The organism is Paralcaligenes sp. KSB-10 (genome assembly GCF_021266465.1).
Classification (GTDB): Bacteria; Pseudomonadota; Gammaproteobacteria; order Burkholderiales; family Burkholderiaceae_B.
The window spans coordinates 3,159,153-3,176,729 of sequence record NZ_CP089848.1 but is presented as its reverse complement, the minus strand read 5'-3'; the positions used below and the strand labels follow the sequence as shown (position 1 = coordinate 3,176,729).

Annotated in this window: 14 protein-coding genes; 2 read left to right on the top strand and 12 right to left on the bottom strand. The window is 62.0% G+C overall.

Annotation, left to right across the window (positions count from 1 at the left end):
- Positions 1 to 241: 241 nt before the first annotated feature.
- On the bottom strand, positions 242 to 934 hold the full coding sequence (locus tag LSG25_RS14610) for a hypothetical protein (protein WP_232741642.1): 693 nt from the start codon (positions 932 to 934) through the stop codon (positions 242 to 244).
- Between the two features lie 185 nt (positions 935 to 1,119).
- Here LSG25_RS14610 and LSG25_RS14605 point away from each other — a divergent pair, with 185 nt between their 5' ends.
- Both LSG25_RS14605 and fghA read left to right on the top strand, forming a co-directional pair.
- Entirely contained in the window at positions 1,120 to 2,226 is a 1,107-nt protein-coding gene (locus tag LSG25_RS14605; RefSeq protein WP_232741641.1) for an S-(hydroxymethyl)glutathione dehydrogenase/class III alcohol dehydrogenase, read from the top strand.
- On the top strand, positions 2,226 to 3,083 hold the full coding sequence (gene fghA / locus LSG25_RS14600; RefSeq protein WP_232741640.1) for an S-formylglutathione hydrolase: 858 nt from the start codon (positions 2,226 to 2,228) through the stop codon (positions 3,081 to 3,083). The genes LSG25_RS14605 and fghA overlap by 1 nt, the downstream gene beginning before the upstream one ends.
- Positions 3,084 to 3,778: 695 nt before the next feature.
- Here the strand turns inward: fghA and LSG25_RS14595 are convergent.
- The 11 genes from LSG25_RS14595 to LSG25_RS14545 all read right to left on the bottom strand — a co-directional run bounded on the left by LSG25_RS14595 (position 3,779) and on the right by LSG25_RS14545 (position 17,376).
- Positions 3,779 to 4,927 carry an ABC transporter substrate-binding protein gene (locus tag LSG25_RS14595; protein WP_232741639.1) on the bottom strand — a complete coding sequence of 383 codons (1,149 nt, stop codon included), beginning with the start codon at positions 4,925 to 4,927 and terminating at the stop codon, positions 3,779 to 3,781.
- 185 nt (positions 4,928 to 5,112) lie between these two features.
- The gene (locus LSG25_RS14590; RefSeq protein WP_232741638.1) at positions 5,113 to 5,841 is read right to left on the bottom strand and encodes an SDR family NAD(P)-dependent oxidoreductase; all 729 of its coding nucleotides are present in this window, start codon (positions 5,839 to 5,841) and stop codon (positions 5,113 to 5,115) included.
- A 14-nt stretch (positions 5,842 to 5,855) separates the two neighbouring features.
- On the bottom strand, positions 5,856 to 6,647 hold the full coding sequence (locus LSG25_RS14585) for a cyclase family protein (RefSeq protein WP_232741637.1): 792 nt from the start codon (positions 6,645 to 6,647) through the stop codon (positions 5,856 to 5,858).
- Positions 6,648 to 6,675: 28 nt separating this feature from the next.
- Positions 6,676 to 7,920 carry an SDR family NAD(P)-dependent oxidoreductase gene (locus tag LSG25_RS14580; protein ID WP_232741636.1) on the bottom strand — a complete coding sequence of 415 codons (1,245 nt, stop codon included), beginning with the start codon at positions 7,918 to 7,920 and terminating at the stop codon, positions 6,676 to 6,678.
- Positions 7,917 to 9,092 (bottom strand): thiolase family protein, encoded by a 1,176-nt coding sequence (locus tag LSG25_RS14575; RefSeq protein ID WP_232741635.1) that lies wholly within the window; start codon positions 9,090 to 9,092, stop codon positions 7,917 to 7,919. Before LSG25_RS14575 ends, LSG25_RS14580 begins: the two co-directional genes overlap by 4 nt.
- Positions 9,089 to 10,729, bottom strand: a complete 1,641-nt coding sequence (locus LSG25_RS14570) for an AMP-binding protein (protein ID WP_232741634.1) — start codon at positions 10,727 to 10,729, stop codon at positions 9,089 to 9,091. Before LSG25_RS14570 ends, LSG25_RS14575 begins: the two co-directional genes overlap by 4 nt.
- A 10-nt stretch (positions 10,730 to 10,739) precedes the next feature.
- Positions 10,740 to 11,234, bottom strand: coding sequence for an aromatic-ring-hydroxylating dioxygenase subunit beta (locus tag LSG25_RS14565; RefSeq protein WP_232741633.1), 495 nt, complete (start codon positions 11,232 to 11,234; stop codon positions 10,740 to 10,742).
- Positions 11,231 to 12,553, bottom strand: a complete 1,323-nt coding sequence (locus LSG25_RS14560; RefSeq protein ID WP_232741632.1) for an aromatic ring-hydroxylating dioxygenase subunit alpha — start codon at positions 12,551 to 12,553, stop codon at positions 11,231 to 11,233. The genes LSG25_RS14565 and LSG25_RS14560 overlap by 4 nt, the downstream gene beginning before the upstream one ends.
- A gap of 16 nt (positions 12,554 to 12,569) precedes the next feature.
- Positions 12,570 to 13,547 carry a PDR/VanB family oxidoreductase gene (locus tag LSG25_RS14555; RefSeq protein ID WP_232741631.1) on the bottom strand — a complete coding sequence of 326 codons (978 nt, stop codon included), beginning with the start codon at positions 13,545 to 13,547 and terminating at the stop codon, positions 12,570 to 12,572.
- Positions 13,548 to 13,614: 67 nt separating this feature from the next.
- On the bottom strand, positions 13,615 to 15,162 hold the full coding sequence (locus LSG25_RS14550) for an indolepyruvate oxidoreductase subunit beta family protein (protein ID WP_232741630.1): 1,548 nt from the start codon (positions 15,160 to 15,162) through the stop codon (positions 13,615 to 13,617).
- A gap of 12 nt (positions 15,163 to 15,174) precedes the next feature.
- Entirely contained in the window at positions 15,175 to 17,376 is a 2,202-nt protein-coding gene (locus tag LSG25_RS14545) for an indolepyruvate ferredoxin oxidoreductase subunit alpha (protein ID WP_232741629.1), read from the bottom strand.
- Between the last annotated feature and the right edge of the window lie 201 nt (positions 17,377 to 17,577).

Sequence of the window (17,577 nt, the reverse complement as noted above, 5' to 3'; positions counted from 1 at the left end):
AGATCTAAAAGATACTGCGGTCGGCTTCGCTTGGCAAGAATTTTATATAGGGTACGTCCCTAAATAAAATATATTAAATCTTTTGTTTTAGAAATAAGGGACGCATCAGTTTCATTGGGAAAAGGCGCATCCGGGCTCCCGAATGGGATGGTTTCAAGAGAAATGGACATGTTGCGCCCAGTCACTGCCGCTTGCTTGAACGCGAGGCCGCACCTGATTGCGCCGATCGGGAAATAAAGAATCAGGGCGCGATTTTTCTGGGTCTGCCCCGCGGTGCGGGAGTCAGCCGGCGGCTGGCATGAGCTTCAAGCTGCTGCAGAAACGCCGGGTCTCCAAGCGCCCATTGGCCAAACAGCGCCTGTTCGATTTGCTGGCGCTGGCTCAGGGGCAAGCCTGCACGCAGACGCTCCCGATACCGGGCCTGCCGGTCGAACGGCGTGTTACCGGCGTTCCAGTAATCGGGGTGATCGTCGGCCCACGCGCCGGCCGTGGCCTGGATGCCGGCGTGATAGGCCGCCGATGACCAGGGCCAGCTTTCGGCCTGCTCGACATAGGCCAGTTGCACCGGCAAGGATTCCAGCCAGATCAGGGCGGGCAATACCCACCGGCCCGGCTCGAGCAGGGCGCTGCGATAACGCTCGGCGAACACCCTGCCGTGCCGGTACCGGGCCGCGAAACGCCGGCCGAGGGTCTGGATGAGCTTGGGCAGGTTCTCGCGGCCTGGAGGCGTGGCCAGCAAGGCGATGCGGTCGTTGATCAGCGACCAGCCGTGCACGGCGACACGATGTTCGCGGGCGCTGTCATGCAGCCATACCAGCATCTGATCGAGCTCCGCGGCCGGGCTGGGATCGGACTGCCGGGCCAGCGGCTGCGCAAAACGGGCCTGTACAAGCTGGGGAGTTTGCGGAGCGTAAAGGCGTGGCAGTCTGGCCATGGTAGGTGGATTGAAGACGATACAAAGGGTTTCGATTTTACTCGCAGGAACGTGTTGCATAATAGCCGTTAAAGCGGGCGCGGCCATATGTCTATACAAGGATGCGCGCATCTTATACTATGCCCATGAAGAGCTCGTTGCGATCGTCGGCGCAACGGCGTCAAACCAGCCATCAGGAGTCCAACATGAAAACGATAGCAGCCATTGCCTGGAAAGCGGGTGCGCCCCTGACCATTGAAGATGTCGAACTGGAGGGCCCCAAGGCCGGCGAAGTGCTGGTCGAAATCAAGGCGACGGGAATTTGCCATACCGATTACTACACCTTGTCGGGCGCCGATCCCGAAGGGATTTTCCCCTCCATACTGGGGCATGAAGGCGCCGGCGTGGTGCTGGAGACCGGCCCCGGGGTCACATCGGTCAAGGTGGGCGACCATGTCATTCCCCTGTATACGCCGGAGTGCCGTCAATGCAAGTTCTGCCTGTCGCGTAAAACCAATCTGTGCCAGGCCATACGCGCCACGCAGGGCAAGGGCCTGATGCCGGACGGCACTTCGCGCTTCACCGTGGGCGGCAAGCCCGTAAGCCACTATATGGGTACGTCCACCTTCTCCAATCATATTGTGGTGCCGGAAATTGCCCTGGCGAAAATTCGCGACGATGCCCCTTTCGACAAGGTTTGCTATATAGGCTGCGGCGTCACGACCGGTGTGGGCGCGGTGGTGTTCACGGCCAAAGTCGAAGCCGGCGCCAATGTGGTGGTTTTCGGCCTGGGCGGCATAGGCCTGAATGTGATCCAGGGCGCCAAAATGGTCGGAGCCGACAAGATCATCGGTGTCGATTTGAATCCCCGGCGCGAGGCACTGGCACGCCAATTCGGCATGACTCATTTCATCAACCCGTCCGAAGTCGACAATGTCGTCGACCATATCGTTCAACTGACCGACGGCGGCGCCGATTATTCGTTTGAATGCATAGGCAATACCAAGGTCATGCGCCAGGCCCTCGAGTGCTGCCACAAAGGCTGGGGGCAGTCCATCATCATCGGCGTGGCCGAAGCGGGCGCCGAGATTTCCACCCGTCCGTTCCAACTGGTGACGGGGCGGCAATGGAAGGGCTCGGCCTTCGGCGGCGCCCGCGGGCGCACCGACGTGCCCAAGATCGTCGATTGGTATATGGAAGGCAAGCTCAATATCGACGACTTGATCACGCATATACTGCCGCTCGAAAAAATCAACGAGGGCTTCGACCTGATGCATCGTGGCGAATCGATCCGTTCGGTGGTGATGTACTGATGTCGCACGATATGCTGGAACTCGTCAGCGAGCATCGATGCTTCGGCGGGCGGCAGCGTTTCTACCGCCATGCCTCGGGCGTCATAGGCTTGCCCATGCGCTTTTCGGTCTTCATTCCCGGCCAGGCCGAGCAGCAGCGGGTGCCGGTGCTGTTCTTCCTGGCGGGCCTCACCTGCACCGAAGAAACTTTTATGATCAAGGCCCATGCCCAGCGTTTCGCGGCGGAGCACGGGCTGATGCTGGTGGCGCCCGACACCAGCCCGCGCGGAGCCAACATTGCGGGCGAAGACGCCAGCTGGGACTTGGGTACGGGCGCGGGGTTCTATGTCGACGCCACGCAGGCGCCGTGGAACACGCATTACCGCATGGAAAGCTACGTGGCAAAGGAATTGCACGGCATCGTCACCAGCACCTTGCCGGGCGATGCGGGCCGCGTGGGTATTTTCGGCCATTCGATGGGCGGTCATGGCGCCCTGGTGCTGGCGCAGCGCCATCGCGGCACATTTCATTCGGTATCGGCGTTTGCACCCATTGCCGCACCTTCGAAATGCCCGTGGGGCGAGAAGGCGTTTACGGCCTATCTGGGGCCCGACCAAGGCGGCTGGGCCGGCCACGATGCCTCGCGGCTCATGGCTGAAGCGGATTGTCCCTTTCCAGACGGAATCCTGATCGACCAAGGTCTGGCGGACGGTTTCCTGGCCGAACAGCTTTATCCCGAGGTGTTCGAGGCCGCCTGCGCGCAGGCCCGGCAGCCCCTAACCCTGCGCCGTCATGAAGGCTACGACCATGGCTATTATTTTATTTCCACCTTCATCCAGGACCATATGGCCTTCCATGCCGAGCGTTTGAAAGCATAGACGCTTGGGATCGGAGGTTGGGGTATTTACGGCATTCGGTGGAGGATAGGTATTTGAAGACGCCGTCTATTGGGGCTTGGGGGCAGGTCCGGCACGGCGTGCTTCATCCGGATTTAGCTCGTCAAGGCGGGCGTCGGTCGAACTCGCGCCGCCCCGCGACGCGGGGCGGCACTCAGACAGCGCCCGACGACTTCCCCCGCCTTGACGAGCTAAATCCGGCGCACGCCTTACGCCGGTCCTGCCCCCAAGCCCCAATAGACGGCTTACGTAATGGCATGCCTGGAATGAACCCGCTCGCATCCACAGTTCATGTGGTTGCATCTAAAGAATAGTGAACGTGCCCATGCCTCCATCAGGTGGCCACGTATACCTCGATGCATGACCCCAATGCCTCTCCATGCATTCCCTCAACGCAAGCCGCAGGGTGGGTGGTGCTGTACAGTCCGGCGGTAGTCCAGCGCCGGGTGCTGACGAAGGGAAGGCGGGGGCTTTCGGCGGGCCCTGTCTGAGCAGTGCCTCGCGCGCGAGGCACTGCGAGTTGGCCCGACGCCCGCCTGGACGAGGCAGACCCGGGCAGTCGGGGTGCGTAGCACCACGACCGCTGGACGTGCCGGACTGTACAGCACCACCCACCCTGCGGCGTTTTAATAGAACAGCTCAAGCCCGCGTGGCCATCGAGACCACAGCGCCGAATACTACTTCAGCAACCGCCATTCCCCGTCTTTAACCGTAATCAACTCACGCCCACGGTCATCGAAGCCGCTGTGATCTTCAGGCGTCATGTTGTACACCCCTTGCGTAGCCACCAACTCATGCGTTTTTTCAAGCGCATCGCGCAAAGCACTGCGGAACTCCTTGGTGCCAGGCTTGGCCGACTTCTCCGCAATTGGAATCGCGCGTTCCAGCAGCATTCCCGCATCGTAGACATTCGCGCCAAAGGTCGCGGGACGCTCCCCATAGACCTTCTTATAAGCGGCAATGTAATTTTCGGCAATTTTCTTGGACGGATTGGCGTCGGAAATCTCCGGCAGTACCAGCATCAGGCTGGCGGCCAGAATAGTGCCGTTGACATCCTTGCCGCCGAGCTTCAGGAAGGCTGGCAACGCGGCGCCGTGGGTTTGATAGAAAGTACCTTTATAGCCTTGCTTGGCCAGGGTTACCTCGGGCAGCACGGCGGCTGCGCCCGTACCGGCAATTAGAACCGCGTCGGGCTTGGCGGCAAATATCTTCAGCGCCTGGCCCGTCACGGTACTGTCGGAGCGCTGGTAGCGTTCGGTGGCCACGATCTTGATATTGTGCGCCTTGGCCAACTGCGTGAAAACCTTCAGCCAGTTTTCGCCATAGGCATCGTTCAGGCCGATGAAACCGGCGGTCTTGACGTGAGACTTGACCATCTGATCAACCAGCGCCTTGGCGATAATATCGTCGTTCTGGGTGGTCTTGAAGACCCACTTCTTTTGCGGCGTCATGGGCAGGACTACCGCGGCCGTGCCTACCGGCGCCAGCATGGGCGTACCCGATTCGGCCGCAAACTGAATCACGCCCATGGCATTGGGCGAACCTGATGGCCCGATGATGGCATCCACTTTTTCTTCGGTGATCAGCTTCTTGAAATTGGTGACGGTTTGAGTCGGGTCGCTGCCATCGTCCAGCGAAATGTACTGAATCGTCAGGTCGCCGATTTTCTTGGGCAGCAGCGCGACGGTATTTTTTTGCGGAATGCCGATCAGGGCGGTAGGGCCGGTGGATGACGTAACGACGCCGATTTTTACCTGGGCGAGAACCGGGGTTGCGCCCAGTGCCGAGATGACGATCACTGCCGTAGCGAGTTTCTTCAATAACATATTGTTGTCTCCGTTGAGTGCCATCGAGTGGCTGCTGAAAAGAATGCCTGGTGAAGGCTTGTCGTGAATATATCGTGTTATGCGCGAACGGGGTTTAAAGTATAAATAGTTTATGTTTAAAACAAAAGGCTGGTTAAAGGAAAACAGCGGGTGGCGGGACAGCCATGGGCCGAACCGCCGGATGGTCAGATGGTGATCGAGCCGATGCTGGCGCCTCCGCATACATACAGCGTCTGGCCGGTGACAAAGCCGTTGGCGGGATCCGAGAAAAACATCACGGCGCGGGCCACATCGTCGGCCCGGCCCAGGCGCTGCACCGGTATGCCCTTGGCTATATTCTGTTCGCGTTCGCTGCCGGCGGGGATCACATCGTAAAACATATCGGTCTGGATAGGGCCGGGCGCCACCACATTGACCGTGATGCCCTGCGGCGCCAGTTCCAGCGCCCAAGTGCGCGCCATGCCTATCATGCCGGCCTTGGTGGCCGAATAGGCTGTGCGGGTCTGCAGGCCCAGCGCGCCGCGCGAGGACATCAGCACGATGCGGCCGAACTGGTGCTGGCGCATCGAGGGCAGGCAGGCCTGCACCAGCGAAATGGCCGATCCCAGGTGGATCTGGGTCAATCCCTGCAATTCGTCGAGGGTGACATCGGGCAGCAGATGCGGCCAGATCACGCCGGCATTGTGGATCACGTGCGTGACGGCGTGGTCGCGGGCGATTTCGGCGCCGGCCTGCTCGGTTGCCGCGGCGTCGAGCAAATCGACCTTGACCGAACGCAGCCGGGGATGGCTGATCTCGGCATCGCGGCGTGCCAGGGAAATGACGTCGTAACCGGCATCGAGCATCTGGCGGCAGATCTCCGCGCCGATGCCGGCGCTGCCGCCGGTGACGACGGCTGTGTAAGACTTGGACAAAGCATTCTCCGGTTTCAAGCTTGGGCGGCGCAAATCAAGGCCAGGACGCGCAAGGGGCTGCCCGAGCCGCTGCGAATCTTCAGGGGTGCCGAGAAAATCACGGCCCCCGTGGCCGGCAATTGATCCAGATTGGTCAGGCATTGCAGGCCATAGCGATTGTTGCCGTGCATATAGTAGTGGCAGGGATAGGGCGGATTCAGATGCTGGGCCTGCCCGGTATCGGTACCCACCGATTCGGTGCCGAAGCCATGCACATCGCGCTCCTTGATCAGCCAGGGCACGACTTCGGCATCCGGTCCGGGCGAGTGCGCGCCGTCTTCACGCATGTTCAGGTAATCGTTGGGCTTGGCGCGCTTGGACCAGTCGGTGCGCATCAGCACCCAGGATCTTGGCTTGATCCGGCCGTGCGTGGCTTCCCATTGCTTGACGAAGTCGATCGTCAGCAGGAAGTCGGCATTTTCCCTGGATTCGGCCGAGCAGTCGATAACCGCCGCTTCGGCGACGAAGGCGTCGATGGGAATGGTGTCCACGGTGTTGTTGGGCTGGTCCTTGCCGCTGACCCAATGCACCGGCGCGTCGAAGTGGGTTCCCGTGTGTTCCGAGCAGGAAAAATTGTTCCAGTACCAGGCGGGACCGCGCTCGTCGTAACGTGAAATTTCTTCGATGCGAAAGGGCCAGGCCTGGCCGAATTCGGGCGGCAGCACAATGGTGGGAAATTCGGGGGTCAGAGTCTCGGTCAGATCGACGATGCGGATATTTCCCGACACAAGTTCCGACATGAATTGGGCTAGTACTGGCGTGGTCATGGTGTCTCCATAAATCGTATGAGGGGGCTCATGAATCGCCCAGTTCGCGTTCCAGGCCCTTGGGGTTGTCGCGCAGGCGAGCCATGAATTCCTGGGCGACATCGCCGACATACACATCCTCGGTGCCGTCCCGCAGGGCTTTCACGATGGCGTTTGCAATGGCGGCGGGGCTGACGCGCGGCGGCGGCGTGAGCTGCTCCCATTCGTGATCGATGGGGCCCGGAAATACATTGACCACGCGCACGCCCGACTGGCGCATTTCGTTGCGCAGGCATTGCGCGACGGACAGCGCGGCAGCCTTGGAGGCCGACCAGATTCCGCGCGACGGCAGGCTGACATGGGCATAGATCGACAGGATATTGACCCAGGCCACGGCGCTGTTGACGCCATCGGCGGTCCGCCCGGCCATGGCCGGGCCGAAGTGCTGCGCCAGGCGCAGCAGGCCCAGGCAATTCACATCGAGCGCATCGTGCGCTTTGTTCAGATCGCGGTTGAACAGCACACCGCCGTCGCGTTCGTAATCGGCGGTGTTCACCAGAATGTCGACCTTGCCCCCTATGGAGCGCGAGATGCGCTCGACCGAATCGGTGTCGGTGACGCCGAAGGCTTGCACCTGGATGCGCGGATCCAGGCACAGGGCATCGAAGTCCGGCGATTTCTTCCAGGTTTCCGGATCGCCCGCGAACACGGTGCCGGCGCCGGCATCGAGCAGGGCTTTGATGACAGCCATGCCGACCGCGGTCTTGCCGTCGGTGACCAGCGCGCGGCGAAACTTGGGATCGCCGGAAGTTTCTCGTAGAGTGGGGTCGTCTGCCATATTCGGTGTCTCGTGTTCCGGGAGAGCGATCATGACGGCGTGGCCGCTGCGATCGAGTTTAAGGGCCATCCTGACCGGGCTGCCATCCTGGCAATCGCCATGGACGTGCGCGACGATCGACGGGCCGGCGGCCAGTTGCACCGTGCCTATGCGCCAGGGCAGGCGCTCGCGAAAATACAGATCGTTGCTGTGGTGCAGGATGGTCGAGGCCAGCAAGCGGCCCTGCGGCTTAACCGCCTGCCATGTCAACTGGTCCGACAGGCACCGATGGCATACCTCGCGCGGCGGATACTGCACCGCCTGGCATTCCTGGCAGACTTGCAGGTCGAAGCGGCCGACCGCGGCGGCGGCGGTCAGGCCCAATGCGCGCCGGCTGCGCAGGCCGGGCGGCAGCGTGGGCTGCCGGGTGCGCGCGACGGGATTTTTCCTGGATGGCTTGTTCAGCGCCCGTGTCATGCCGCGCTCCTTGCCAGCAGGGCGGCGGCGGTACAAATGCCGCGGTCGTAATTGATCATGCCAAAGCCGCTGACCAGGCCGATGTCGGCTTTGGCCACTTGGGTGGCGCCGGCGCTGTCCGTCAACTGGCGCATGGCTTCGACCATGCCCAGATAGCCGCCTGCCGCGCCGGCCTGGCCGACTGAAAGCTGGCCGCCATTGGTATTGAAGGGGAAGCTGCCGTCGATGGTAAACGTATGATCGCGCACGAATTGCGGCGCGGCGCCTTTTTCGCAGAAGCCCAGGTCTTCGATCTGCATCATATTGATGACGGGGTAATCGTCGTAGGCCTGCATGAAATCGATGTCGCCGGGGCCAACCCCCGCATGCTCGTAGAAAGCGTCCCTATCCATGGTCCAGCCGCCGCGAAACTGCATGGGGTCTTCGGCCCAGGCGTTGTGCCGCTCGATGGTCGATAGAATGCGCACAAAAGGCAGTTTCAGTGCCTGCGCTTTTTCCTCGCGCATGACCAGAAAGGCGTCGGCGCCGGCGCAGGGCATGACGCAGTCGAACAGGTGTATGGGGTCGGTGATCTGCCGGGCGTCAAGGTATTGCCGCAGGCTCAGCGGCTTTTTCATCAGCGCGTGCGCGAAACGCAGGGCATTGTCGCGCTGGGCCACGCACAGCTTGCCGAAGTCTTCGCGCGTTGCCCCGGTTTGCCGCATATAGTTCTTGGTAAGCAGGGCGAAGCTGGCGTTGGGGCCGCCCGCGCCATACGGGTAGACGGCGTCCTGGGCGAAACGCGAGAACTGGCTGACGGTATGGCGGAACGAGTCGACGTGGTTGGTATCGCCGGCCACGCAGGCGACGATGCCGGCATCGCCCGCCTGCACCGCGCGGGCGGCGCGGCGCAAGGCAATAACGCCGCTGGCGCCGCCCATGGGAATGTGGTCCAGCCAGCGGGGGCTCATGCCCAGATGCTGGGTCAGGCCCACGGCCGTGTCGGGAGCCAGCGTAAAGCTGGACACGCACAGGCCGTCGATGTCGTGCTTGGCCACGCCGGCGTCGCGCACCATCGCGCCCAGCGCTTTTCCCAGCCACCAATGGGCACTGTGAATCGAGTAGCGTACATAGGGGATGGTGACCGGAACGGTGGCCACGATGCCCTGGTAGCCGGTTCGCGTGGGCGTCATGGCGCGAGCTCCTGCCGTTTTTTCATCGAACAGGTGTCGAAGCACAGCGGCGTGCCGGGCAAGGTGGGAGCCAGTTTCTTGAGCTCTCCGCGCTGAATCTTGTTGGTGGCCGTCAAGGGCAGGGCATCGACAAAAGCCACATAGCCGGGCACTTTGTAATAGGCCAGCTGCGCCAGGCTCCAGCTCACGATGTCGTGCGCCAGTTGCTTGGCCGCGTGGGTTTCGGGAGGCGTGTTGCAGACCACGCAGGCCAGCACTTCGTCGCCGCGCACGGCATCGGGCACGGCGGCCACGGCCACGGCCTTGATGGCCGGGTGCTGGGCCAGCACGCTCTCGACCTCGATGGCGGCAATGTTTTCGCCGCTGCGCCGGATCACGTTTTTCTTGCGATCGACAAAATGCAGGTAACCCTGTTCGTTGCGCCGCACGATATCGCCGGTGTGAAACCAGCCGTCCTGCCAGGCTTCCTGCGTGGCGGCCGGGTCTTTCAGATAGCCCGCAAAGAAGCCGAAACGCGGATTGGCTCCGGCGTGCCTGACCAGCAGTTCGCCGTTTTCACCCGCCTGGGCCGGCTGGCCGGCATCGTCGACGAGCCGGACTTCCACGTCGGCCTCTTCCCTGCCGAAGCAGCTCGTGCCGATAAGCCGGGGTTCGCGATTGGCAATAATGACGGCGCCGGCGCCGGTTTCGGTCATGGCCCAGGCTTCGAGCAAGGGGAAGCCGAAACGCTGCTCGAAAGGCGCGTGCAGGGACCGGTCGATGCCGGCACCGAAGCCGAAGCGCACCCGGTGTTCGGTATCGAGGGCGCTGGGCGAGGCCTTCATGAGTATGGCCGGCATGACGCCCAGGTAGTGCACGACCGTGGCGCGCGAATCGCGCACCGTGTCCCACCAGGTCTTGGGGTGGAAGCGGTCGATGGCGATCAGGCAGCCGCCGGTCAGGACCATGGCCATGACCGAGTAGGCCATGGCATTCATGTGGACCAGAGGCAGGGGCGTAAGCATGCGTTCCGTGCCCGCATGCAGCGCGGCCAGACCGCCGATTCCCGCATACCAGCGTCCGGCATGCAGGAAGTATTCGTTGGGCAGGATGCAGCCCTTGGGACGGCCGGTGGTGCCCGAGGTATACAGCAGCGCGCATTCGGTGGCGCTGTTCACCGCCTGATTGACCAGCGGTGCGGCGGACTGCGCCGGCTGGGGGGCCTGGTCGGGGCCGATGACAACGAGCGGCCGGCCCGTTGTCGCGGCGGCCGCGCGCAACGATGCGTGATGGCTTTCCAGGGCGACGGCGATCGCGATTTCGGAGTGGCCGACCAGGTATTCCAGTTCGGCCGCCCGCATGTCGGCATTGATCGGCACCACGGACACGCCCAGGGCGTTCAGCGCAAACCAGTGCAGGAAGAAGGCGGGACGATTCTCCAGCAGCAGGCCGGCTCGATGGCCGTGTCCGTAGCCGGCATCCTGATACGCGGCTTTCAGTGTGTCGACGCGCGCAAGGAATGCCCGATAGCCGATTTCTCCCGGCTCGATGCCGTAGATGCCGGCCGTTTCCGGCATGACGCACAGGAACGGGTTCTGCGGCAATCTCCGGGCCGTCCAGCCGAATGCCTGATAGACCGAGTTGAGGGTACTGGGCAAGAACGGCTCCTTACATGAACAACTGAATGCTGCGCAATGCCGAGTCGCAGTTGACCAGATCGACACGCTTTTGCCGGATACGCAAAGCCTGCTCTTGCATGGCCAGTTCGTAGGTGGCCCAGCCGGCGTACAGAGCCTGTTGATCCTGCCGGGTTTCAATATAGTGGAAAGCGGCCCTGACCACATAGTGCCCCAGTTCGGGTTGGTGCCAGGGATGCTGGGTTTCGATGGTGGGTTGCTGCAGCAGGTGATGGCTGCGGCTGACGGGTTGTTGCGAATAGGTGCGCTGGCCGGCCAGCCGCTCGACGCGGACTTTGAGCAGGAGCTTGTCTTCGTACATGAGCGAGGCTTGCAGGCGGGCGTCGGTCTGGCCGTGGGTCAGGGGCATCCAGTAATGGCCGTCTTCGGTGAACAGATCAAGCCAGGCATCGAACTGCCGCTCGTCCAGCAGGCGGGCTTCCGCATACACAAAATCGATCAATTGCTGAGAGTTCAAGGGGCTCATGCCTGCTCCTTCATGCTTGCCGTGATGAAGCGCGCCCAGGCCTGGTACTGATTGCGCATCTGCCATTCGCTGGTGCCGTTGACCGCTTCGTTTTTCCGCTCCGGCTCGGTGGGCTCGTAGAGGCGCGCCACATTGACCCAGTCGCGGCCGCGCGAGTGCAATCCGTGCTGCGAGCGTTCGTACACTTCGTGATCGTCATGGCCGACCACCGAAGTGGGCGCATTGATAAGCCGGTTGTACATCAAGGTGCGTTCCAGCAGCAGGTCGGGCGCCCCCACCAGGCGGAAGGTCCAGGACTCGACCAGGGTTTTGTTGGCGGCCAGGGGCTTGAAAATGCGCAGGGTCTGGATCGGACCCTTGACCATGATGTTGGGGAAGTAGGTGGTGTTGTGCCGGGTGTCGGCCAGTATCCGGCGCGCACGTTCTTCGCCATAGGCGGCGACCATGGCCTCCCTATAACCCGGGACCGCCGAGTACGCGGCATGTATGGAATTGTGCACGCCGGTGTGGCCGTGGCCGTTTTCCCAGACGCGTATGCCCATGCCTTCAAAAAATTCGTAAGGCGAAATAAAGGGGGCGAATTGTTCGACGGCCATGGGCTTGGGTGTGCCTTCGGGCGCTTCTTCCCAGACCCGCACGGCGGTCCCGGCCGAAGACTCGTGGGCCACCATGGGGTGACAGGTATCGGTCTGGTTGTCGACCAGCATCTTCCAGTTGCAGTCGTGCATATAGCGCAAGACGCCGCCGGCCACTTCCAGCTTTCCTTCGGGCGAACGGTCGATCATATTGTCGATGGTCGAGAGCGATTCGCCGAAGAAGTCCTCGAAGGACAGGCCCTGCGGGCTCAGGCGGCAAAAAATGAAATCGCGGTAGTCGCGCGCGTTTTCGACCGGCGCCATGCCCTGGCTGGCTTCGCACTGGCTGAAGACCTCGGGGTCGTAGCCTTTCTTCAAGGGTACCGAAAGCAGCTTGCCGTCGGTCTTGAAGGTCCATGCATGGTAGGGGCAGCGAAAGAATTTGCCGGTATTGCCGCAGGTGTCGCCGGCCACCATGACGCCCTTATGGGGGCAGCGGTTGTACAAGACCTTGACGGTCTTGTCGGTATGCCGGACCATGACCACGGGCTGGTTGCCGACCGTGGTGGTGTAGAAGTCGCCCACGTTGGGGATCTGGCTGCCGTGGCCGACATAGACCCAAGTGTTGGCGAACAGGTGTTCCATTTCAAGATCGAACACTTCATCGTCGATGAACAGGTCTTTGTGGACTTCCGTGGCGCGCACCAGTGCCTGGACGGCGGCGGGATTATGGCGATAGCTCATGGGGGTATCCTTGGGTCTAGAGGTCTAAAACCAGACGATCGGAGCGGCTGCGGGAAATGCAGATTTGCATGACCTTGCCTTCGGCCCGCTCGTCATCGGAGAGGTAGTAGTCGCGATGGTCTGGCACGCCTTCCAGGACCACGGCCTGGCAGACGCCGCACTCGCCCCGCTTGCAGTCGAAAAGCGGATCGCAGCCGGCTGCTTCGAGCACTTCAAGTATGGTCTTGTCAGGTGGAATATGAAACACCTGGCCGGACTGGCGCAGTTCGACCTCAAAGCCGCGATCGCCCGCTTGCGGGGCCGCCGCGGTGAAGAGTTCGAAGTGCACGTGCGAATGCGGCCAATGCTTGCCGTGCGATTGTTCGACAACGGCATCGATCAGCCCTTTGGGACCGCATATGTACAGGTGCTGCCGGGGGTCTGTTTGTTCAAGCAGCGCGGGCAGGGGCAGCAGTGTGGCGGCATCGTCATCGGCATGAATGCTCAATGCGGCGCCGTGCTGCCCGCACAGTTCGTCCACGAAGCTCATCTGGTCCAGGCTGCGTCCGTAATAGTGCAGCTGGTAGGGCCGCTGCTGGGCTTTCAGCGCGGCGGCCATCGAAGCAATCGGGGTGATGCCTATGCCGCCGGCGATCAGTACGGTGGCGGGTTCGTCGGCCTGGGCGGCGTGCAGGGGAAAATCGTTCTTCGGGCCTTCGGCGATGAGCGTGTCGCCGGCCTTGATCTGATGCATATAGCGCGATCCGCCAGTGCTTGGGTCTTCCAGACGGATTCCCAGGCGATAGCTGGCGGGCGCCTCGAACAGGCTATTGTCGGGTTCAATGCCAATCAGAGAGTAGCAGCGCGGCTCTTTCTGGCCGGGGATATGGATCTTCAGATGCGATCCCGCCGTAAAGCCGGGCAGCGCCGCTCCGTCGGCCGCTGTCAGGACCAGGGATCGAATGATCGGAGTTTCAGTCTGTACGGCGGCAACGGTAAGAGTCAGGGTGGTCACGGCTTATCGCTCGGTATGGTGGGCCAATCCCGGATTGGCCGGCCAGGGTTGTTGAAAGAGGCGTCTTCTATGCGGCGGCCTTGAGATCCTGTTCCAGCAGATGATCGAGCTGCGTGCCTTTGTCGTCGGCCAGGGCGGCATTGCGCAATGTGCGCAGGCGTGCCGCCGCGTTCTGCTGGCCCAGCAACTGGCTGGCTGCCAGCAACAGTCGCTGGTACTTGCTGTCGCCGCGGGCATGAGTGTCGCTATAGCCCTTGACCAGGCGCCGGCAGTTCACGACCTCGACCGCCAGATCGTAATCGTGGTGCGCGGTGTCGGAAATCTGCTTGAGCCACTGATCAAGGCTTTGAACCTCGGCCTGGTGCCGCAAGGTGCCGCGGCGGAAGCGGCGCATGCCGGCCAGGGCATACAGCATGATGAAGCCGCCCAGCGTACCGCTTTGCAGGAAGCGTCCTTTACGGAAAAAACGATTCAGGAAGGAACTGAGTCTCTTGGAGTTTTCGATCTTGCGCCCCAGGAAGGCCGGCAGGGTGCCGCAAACTTCTTCCAGCCTGGGGTGCATGTATTCGGTGGTATAGACCAGTTGGTCTTCTTTGGCGCCGACCTCCTGGCGCACGCGATCGAAACGCGAGCCGCGGGTTTTCAGGTCGGCCACACGGATGACATCGTCGTAGGCCATGGCCACGGCCACATAGCGGGCCGCCGCCGTGGTGAGTTCCCACGATTCCGCCGTACCGCCGAACTGGCCGTCCAGCTTGCGGATATCGCGCATATGGTCCAGGTATTCCCTGGCGTAGCGCAGATCCTGGAATTCAAGTACGCGCCGCAGGCCGGCAACCAGCATGGGCTGGGCCTGGACAGGGAAGTTTTGCTTGAGGTCGTCGAGCAGCGCGCGCACCTTGGGGTGCGGGGCGGTTTCGGGAATCGTCGGCATGGGGCGGCTGGTATCGATGCGCGATGGGGCTTTGGGCGCCCCGGCCGCGGCATCGAAGCCCAGGGAAAACGCCTTCAGGCTGGCGTTGACGCCAACGCCGGCGCGGCGAATCGTGGCCTCGTAGTCGTCTCGGGCAAACGGCAGGGCGCCGCTGCCCGCAATGGCGCCGAACAGGCTGGCGCTGATCACGCTGCCGGCCTGGTCGGCCAGGGCTTGCAGGTCGAAGCAGAAAAACTGCTTGGCGGCCTCGTTGCCGGCTTCGATGACTTTGTTGGGGTCGGCAATGCCATTGCCGTGCGCGGCCTTCTCGCCCACGGCATAGCTGCGGTGCGAAGACGAAATCAGCACGGTGCGCCGGGGCGTGACCAGGCCGCGGTGGATGGCGCGGCCGCCTTCCATGAGTTCGGCGGCAACCACCAGGTCGACGTCGCCGGGGGTGGGCATCATGGCCAGGGTGGGCGGCTTGCCCGCGGCTTCAACGGCGGATTCGGCCAGCAGTTCGACATAGTAAATAGTGGCGCCGGTGCGCTGCGCGACGCCTGGAACCGAGGTGGTTTGCGCCCACCAGTGCGAGTGCTCGGCCATGTCGACGATCCAGTCGGCCAGCACGCCGCCGCCTTGGCCGCCCATGGCGAGAATGGCGATTTTGATCGGGGTGCCGGCATGAAACAGGGTGGTCATGATGGTTGCCGCCTACAGGGAGTATTGATTCAGGCGCGCCGTGCGGCGCTGTTGCAGGAAACCGATGACGCGTCGGCGCACCCTGGCCTTGAACAGGTCCCAGCCGTTGGGGTTGTGCACGATATCGGCGCGGTAGAACGAGGGGCAAAGCACGGCGGCATGGGCGACTTCGCCGCAGTTGCCGCAGCCCACGCAACTGTTGTCGACGTAGGCGATAGGATCTTCTTTGAGGATGTCGCCGCTATCCTTGACGGTCAGCGAGGGACAGCCCGACAGGCGGATACAGACGTGGTCGCCGCTGCATACATCGGGATCGACGCCAAAACGTTCTTTGACCCTGCGCTTGCCGTCCTTGACGGCTTTGTTGAACAAGGGCTTTTCGCGGCGCTGCTTGTTGAGCATGCACTCGGATTGGGCAATGATGACCTTGGGGCCGGTGTCGGAGGTGGTGAGGGCCTCTTCGATGGTGGCGCGCACCTTGGCGACGTCGTAGGTGCGGTCAAGGGTGCGGATCCATTTGACTCCGACCCCGCGCACCGCGCTTTCGATAGGGTTGTTGGTGGAACGGTGATCGTTGCCGGCCCGCGACGACAGGATGTCCTGCCCGCCTGTGGCGGCCGAGTAGAAGTTGTCGATAATGACGATGACGCCATCGTATTTGTTGAATACTGCGTTGCCCACGCCCGAGGCCAGGCCATTGTGCCAGAAGCCGCCATCGCCCATGATGGAAATGGGCCGCTTGGCAGCCGGCACGTTGAATGCCGCCACGCTGGACGCGCCCAGGCCATAGCCCATGGTGGTGGCGCCCAGGTTGAAGGGCGGCAAAATCGAGAACAGATGGCAGCCGATATCGCAGGCGATGTGATGCTCGCCCAGCGTTTCCTGGGCCAGGGTCAGGGCGGAAAATATGGGGCGCTCGGGGCAACCGGTACAGAAACCCGCCGGCCGGGCGGGTACCACTTCGGCCAGTTCCTTGGCGCGGCGCTGGAAAGTAATGGCCTGTTCCTTGACGGGCCGCACTACCTGGCTGATTTCCATTTGCCCGCCGGCCGGTTCGGGGGCGGTGTCGATGGCGGGCAGAATCTCGGGATGGTACCGGCTCAGGAAATTTTGCAGGCCGTCGCGTATGACGGCCGTGGTGTATTCGCCCGCCATGGGCAGGACATCTTTGCCTGCCAGCGCGGCGGCAATGCCCGCCTGCCGCAAAATGGTGTTGAGGTTCTGTTCGATGTAGTTGGGCTGACCTTCTTCGAGCAGCAGAACCGCCTTTTTTTCCTTGCAGAACGCCGCGATCTCGTCGTCGATAAGCGGATAGGTGACATTCATCACATACAGCGGAATGCGGCTGTTGCCGAAGTGATCGGCCAGGCCAAGCAGTTGCAGCGCCCGGATCACGCCGTTGTACAGGCCGCCCTGCAGGATCAGGCCTATGTCCTGGACGTCGCCGTCGAAAAATTCGTTGAGCCGGTTTTCCTTGATGAACTTGATTGCCGCGGGCCAGCGGGCCTTGACCTTTTCCTGTTCATGCAAAAACGAGGCGGGGGGCAATACGATGCGGCTGACATCGCGCACCGGGTTTTCCAGCGCATGCCTGAGGCTGAACTTGGGTCGCTGATTGTCTTTGGCGGTAAAGCGCCCGTGCACATGGCAGCCGCGAATACGCAATTGCAGGATGACTGGGGTATTGCTGGCTTCGGACAACTGAAAGCCGTCTTCAACCGCCTTGACCATGCTTTCGAGATTCGGACGCGGGTCGAGCAGCCAGATTTGCGACTTCATGGCAAAGGCGTGCGTACGTTCCTGCATGATCGACGAGCCTTCGCCGTAGTCTTCGCCGACGATGACCAGTGCGCCGCCGGTTACGCCGCCGGAGGCCAGGTTGGCCAGCGCGTCGGAGGCGACGTTGGTGCCTACCGTGGATTTCCAGGTTACCGCGCCGCGGATCGGGTACATGACCGAGGCGGCCAGGGTGGCGGCGGCAGTGGCTTCGGAGGCGCTGGCTTCAAAGTGCACGCCCAGTTCTTCCAGGATGTCCTGGGCGTCGGCCAGGACATCCATAAGATGGGAAATGGGCGAGCCCTGATAGCCGGCGACATAGCCTACGCCCGATTGCAGCAGCGCCTTGGTGACGGCCAGAATGCCTTCGCCGCGAAATTCTTCGCCCGCACCGATCCGGAGTTGTTGAACTTCTTTTTTGAATGAACGTTCTGCCATGATCTCTCCAGGGATCGCCGCGATCCGGCCGACAACGCAAGGCGCGGCCCGGCGGCAGTGCTACGGCGAAAATACGGTGCGGCTCTGATGGGTCTTGAATACTTTAGGCTTGAAGCTTAGGCTTGTCAATATAAACATGAATATTCATATATATTGGAAATTTAATATATATAACAGGTGCTTGAATATAAGTAAAAACCA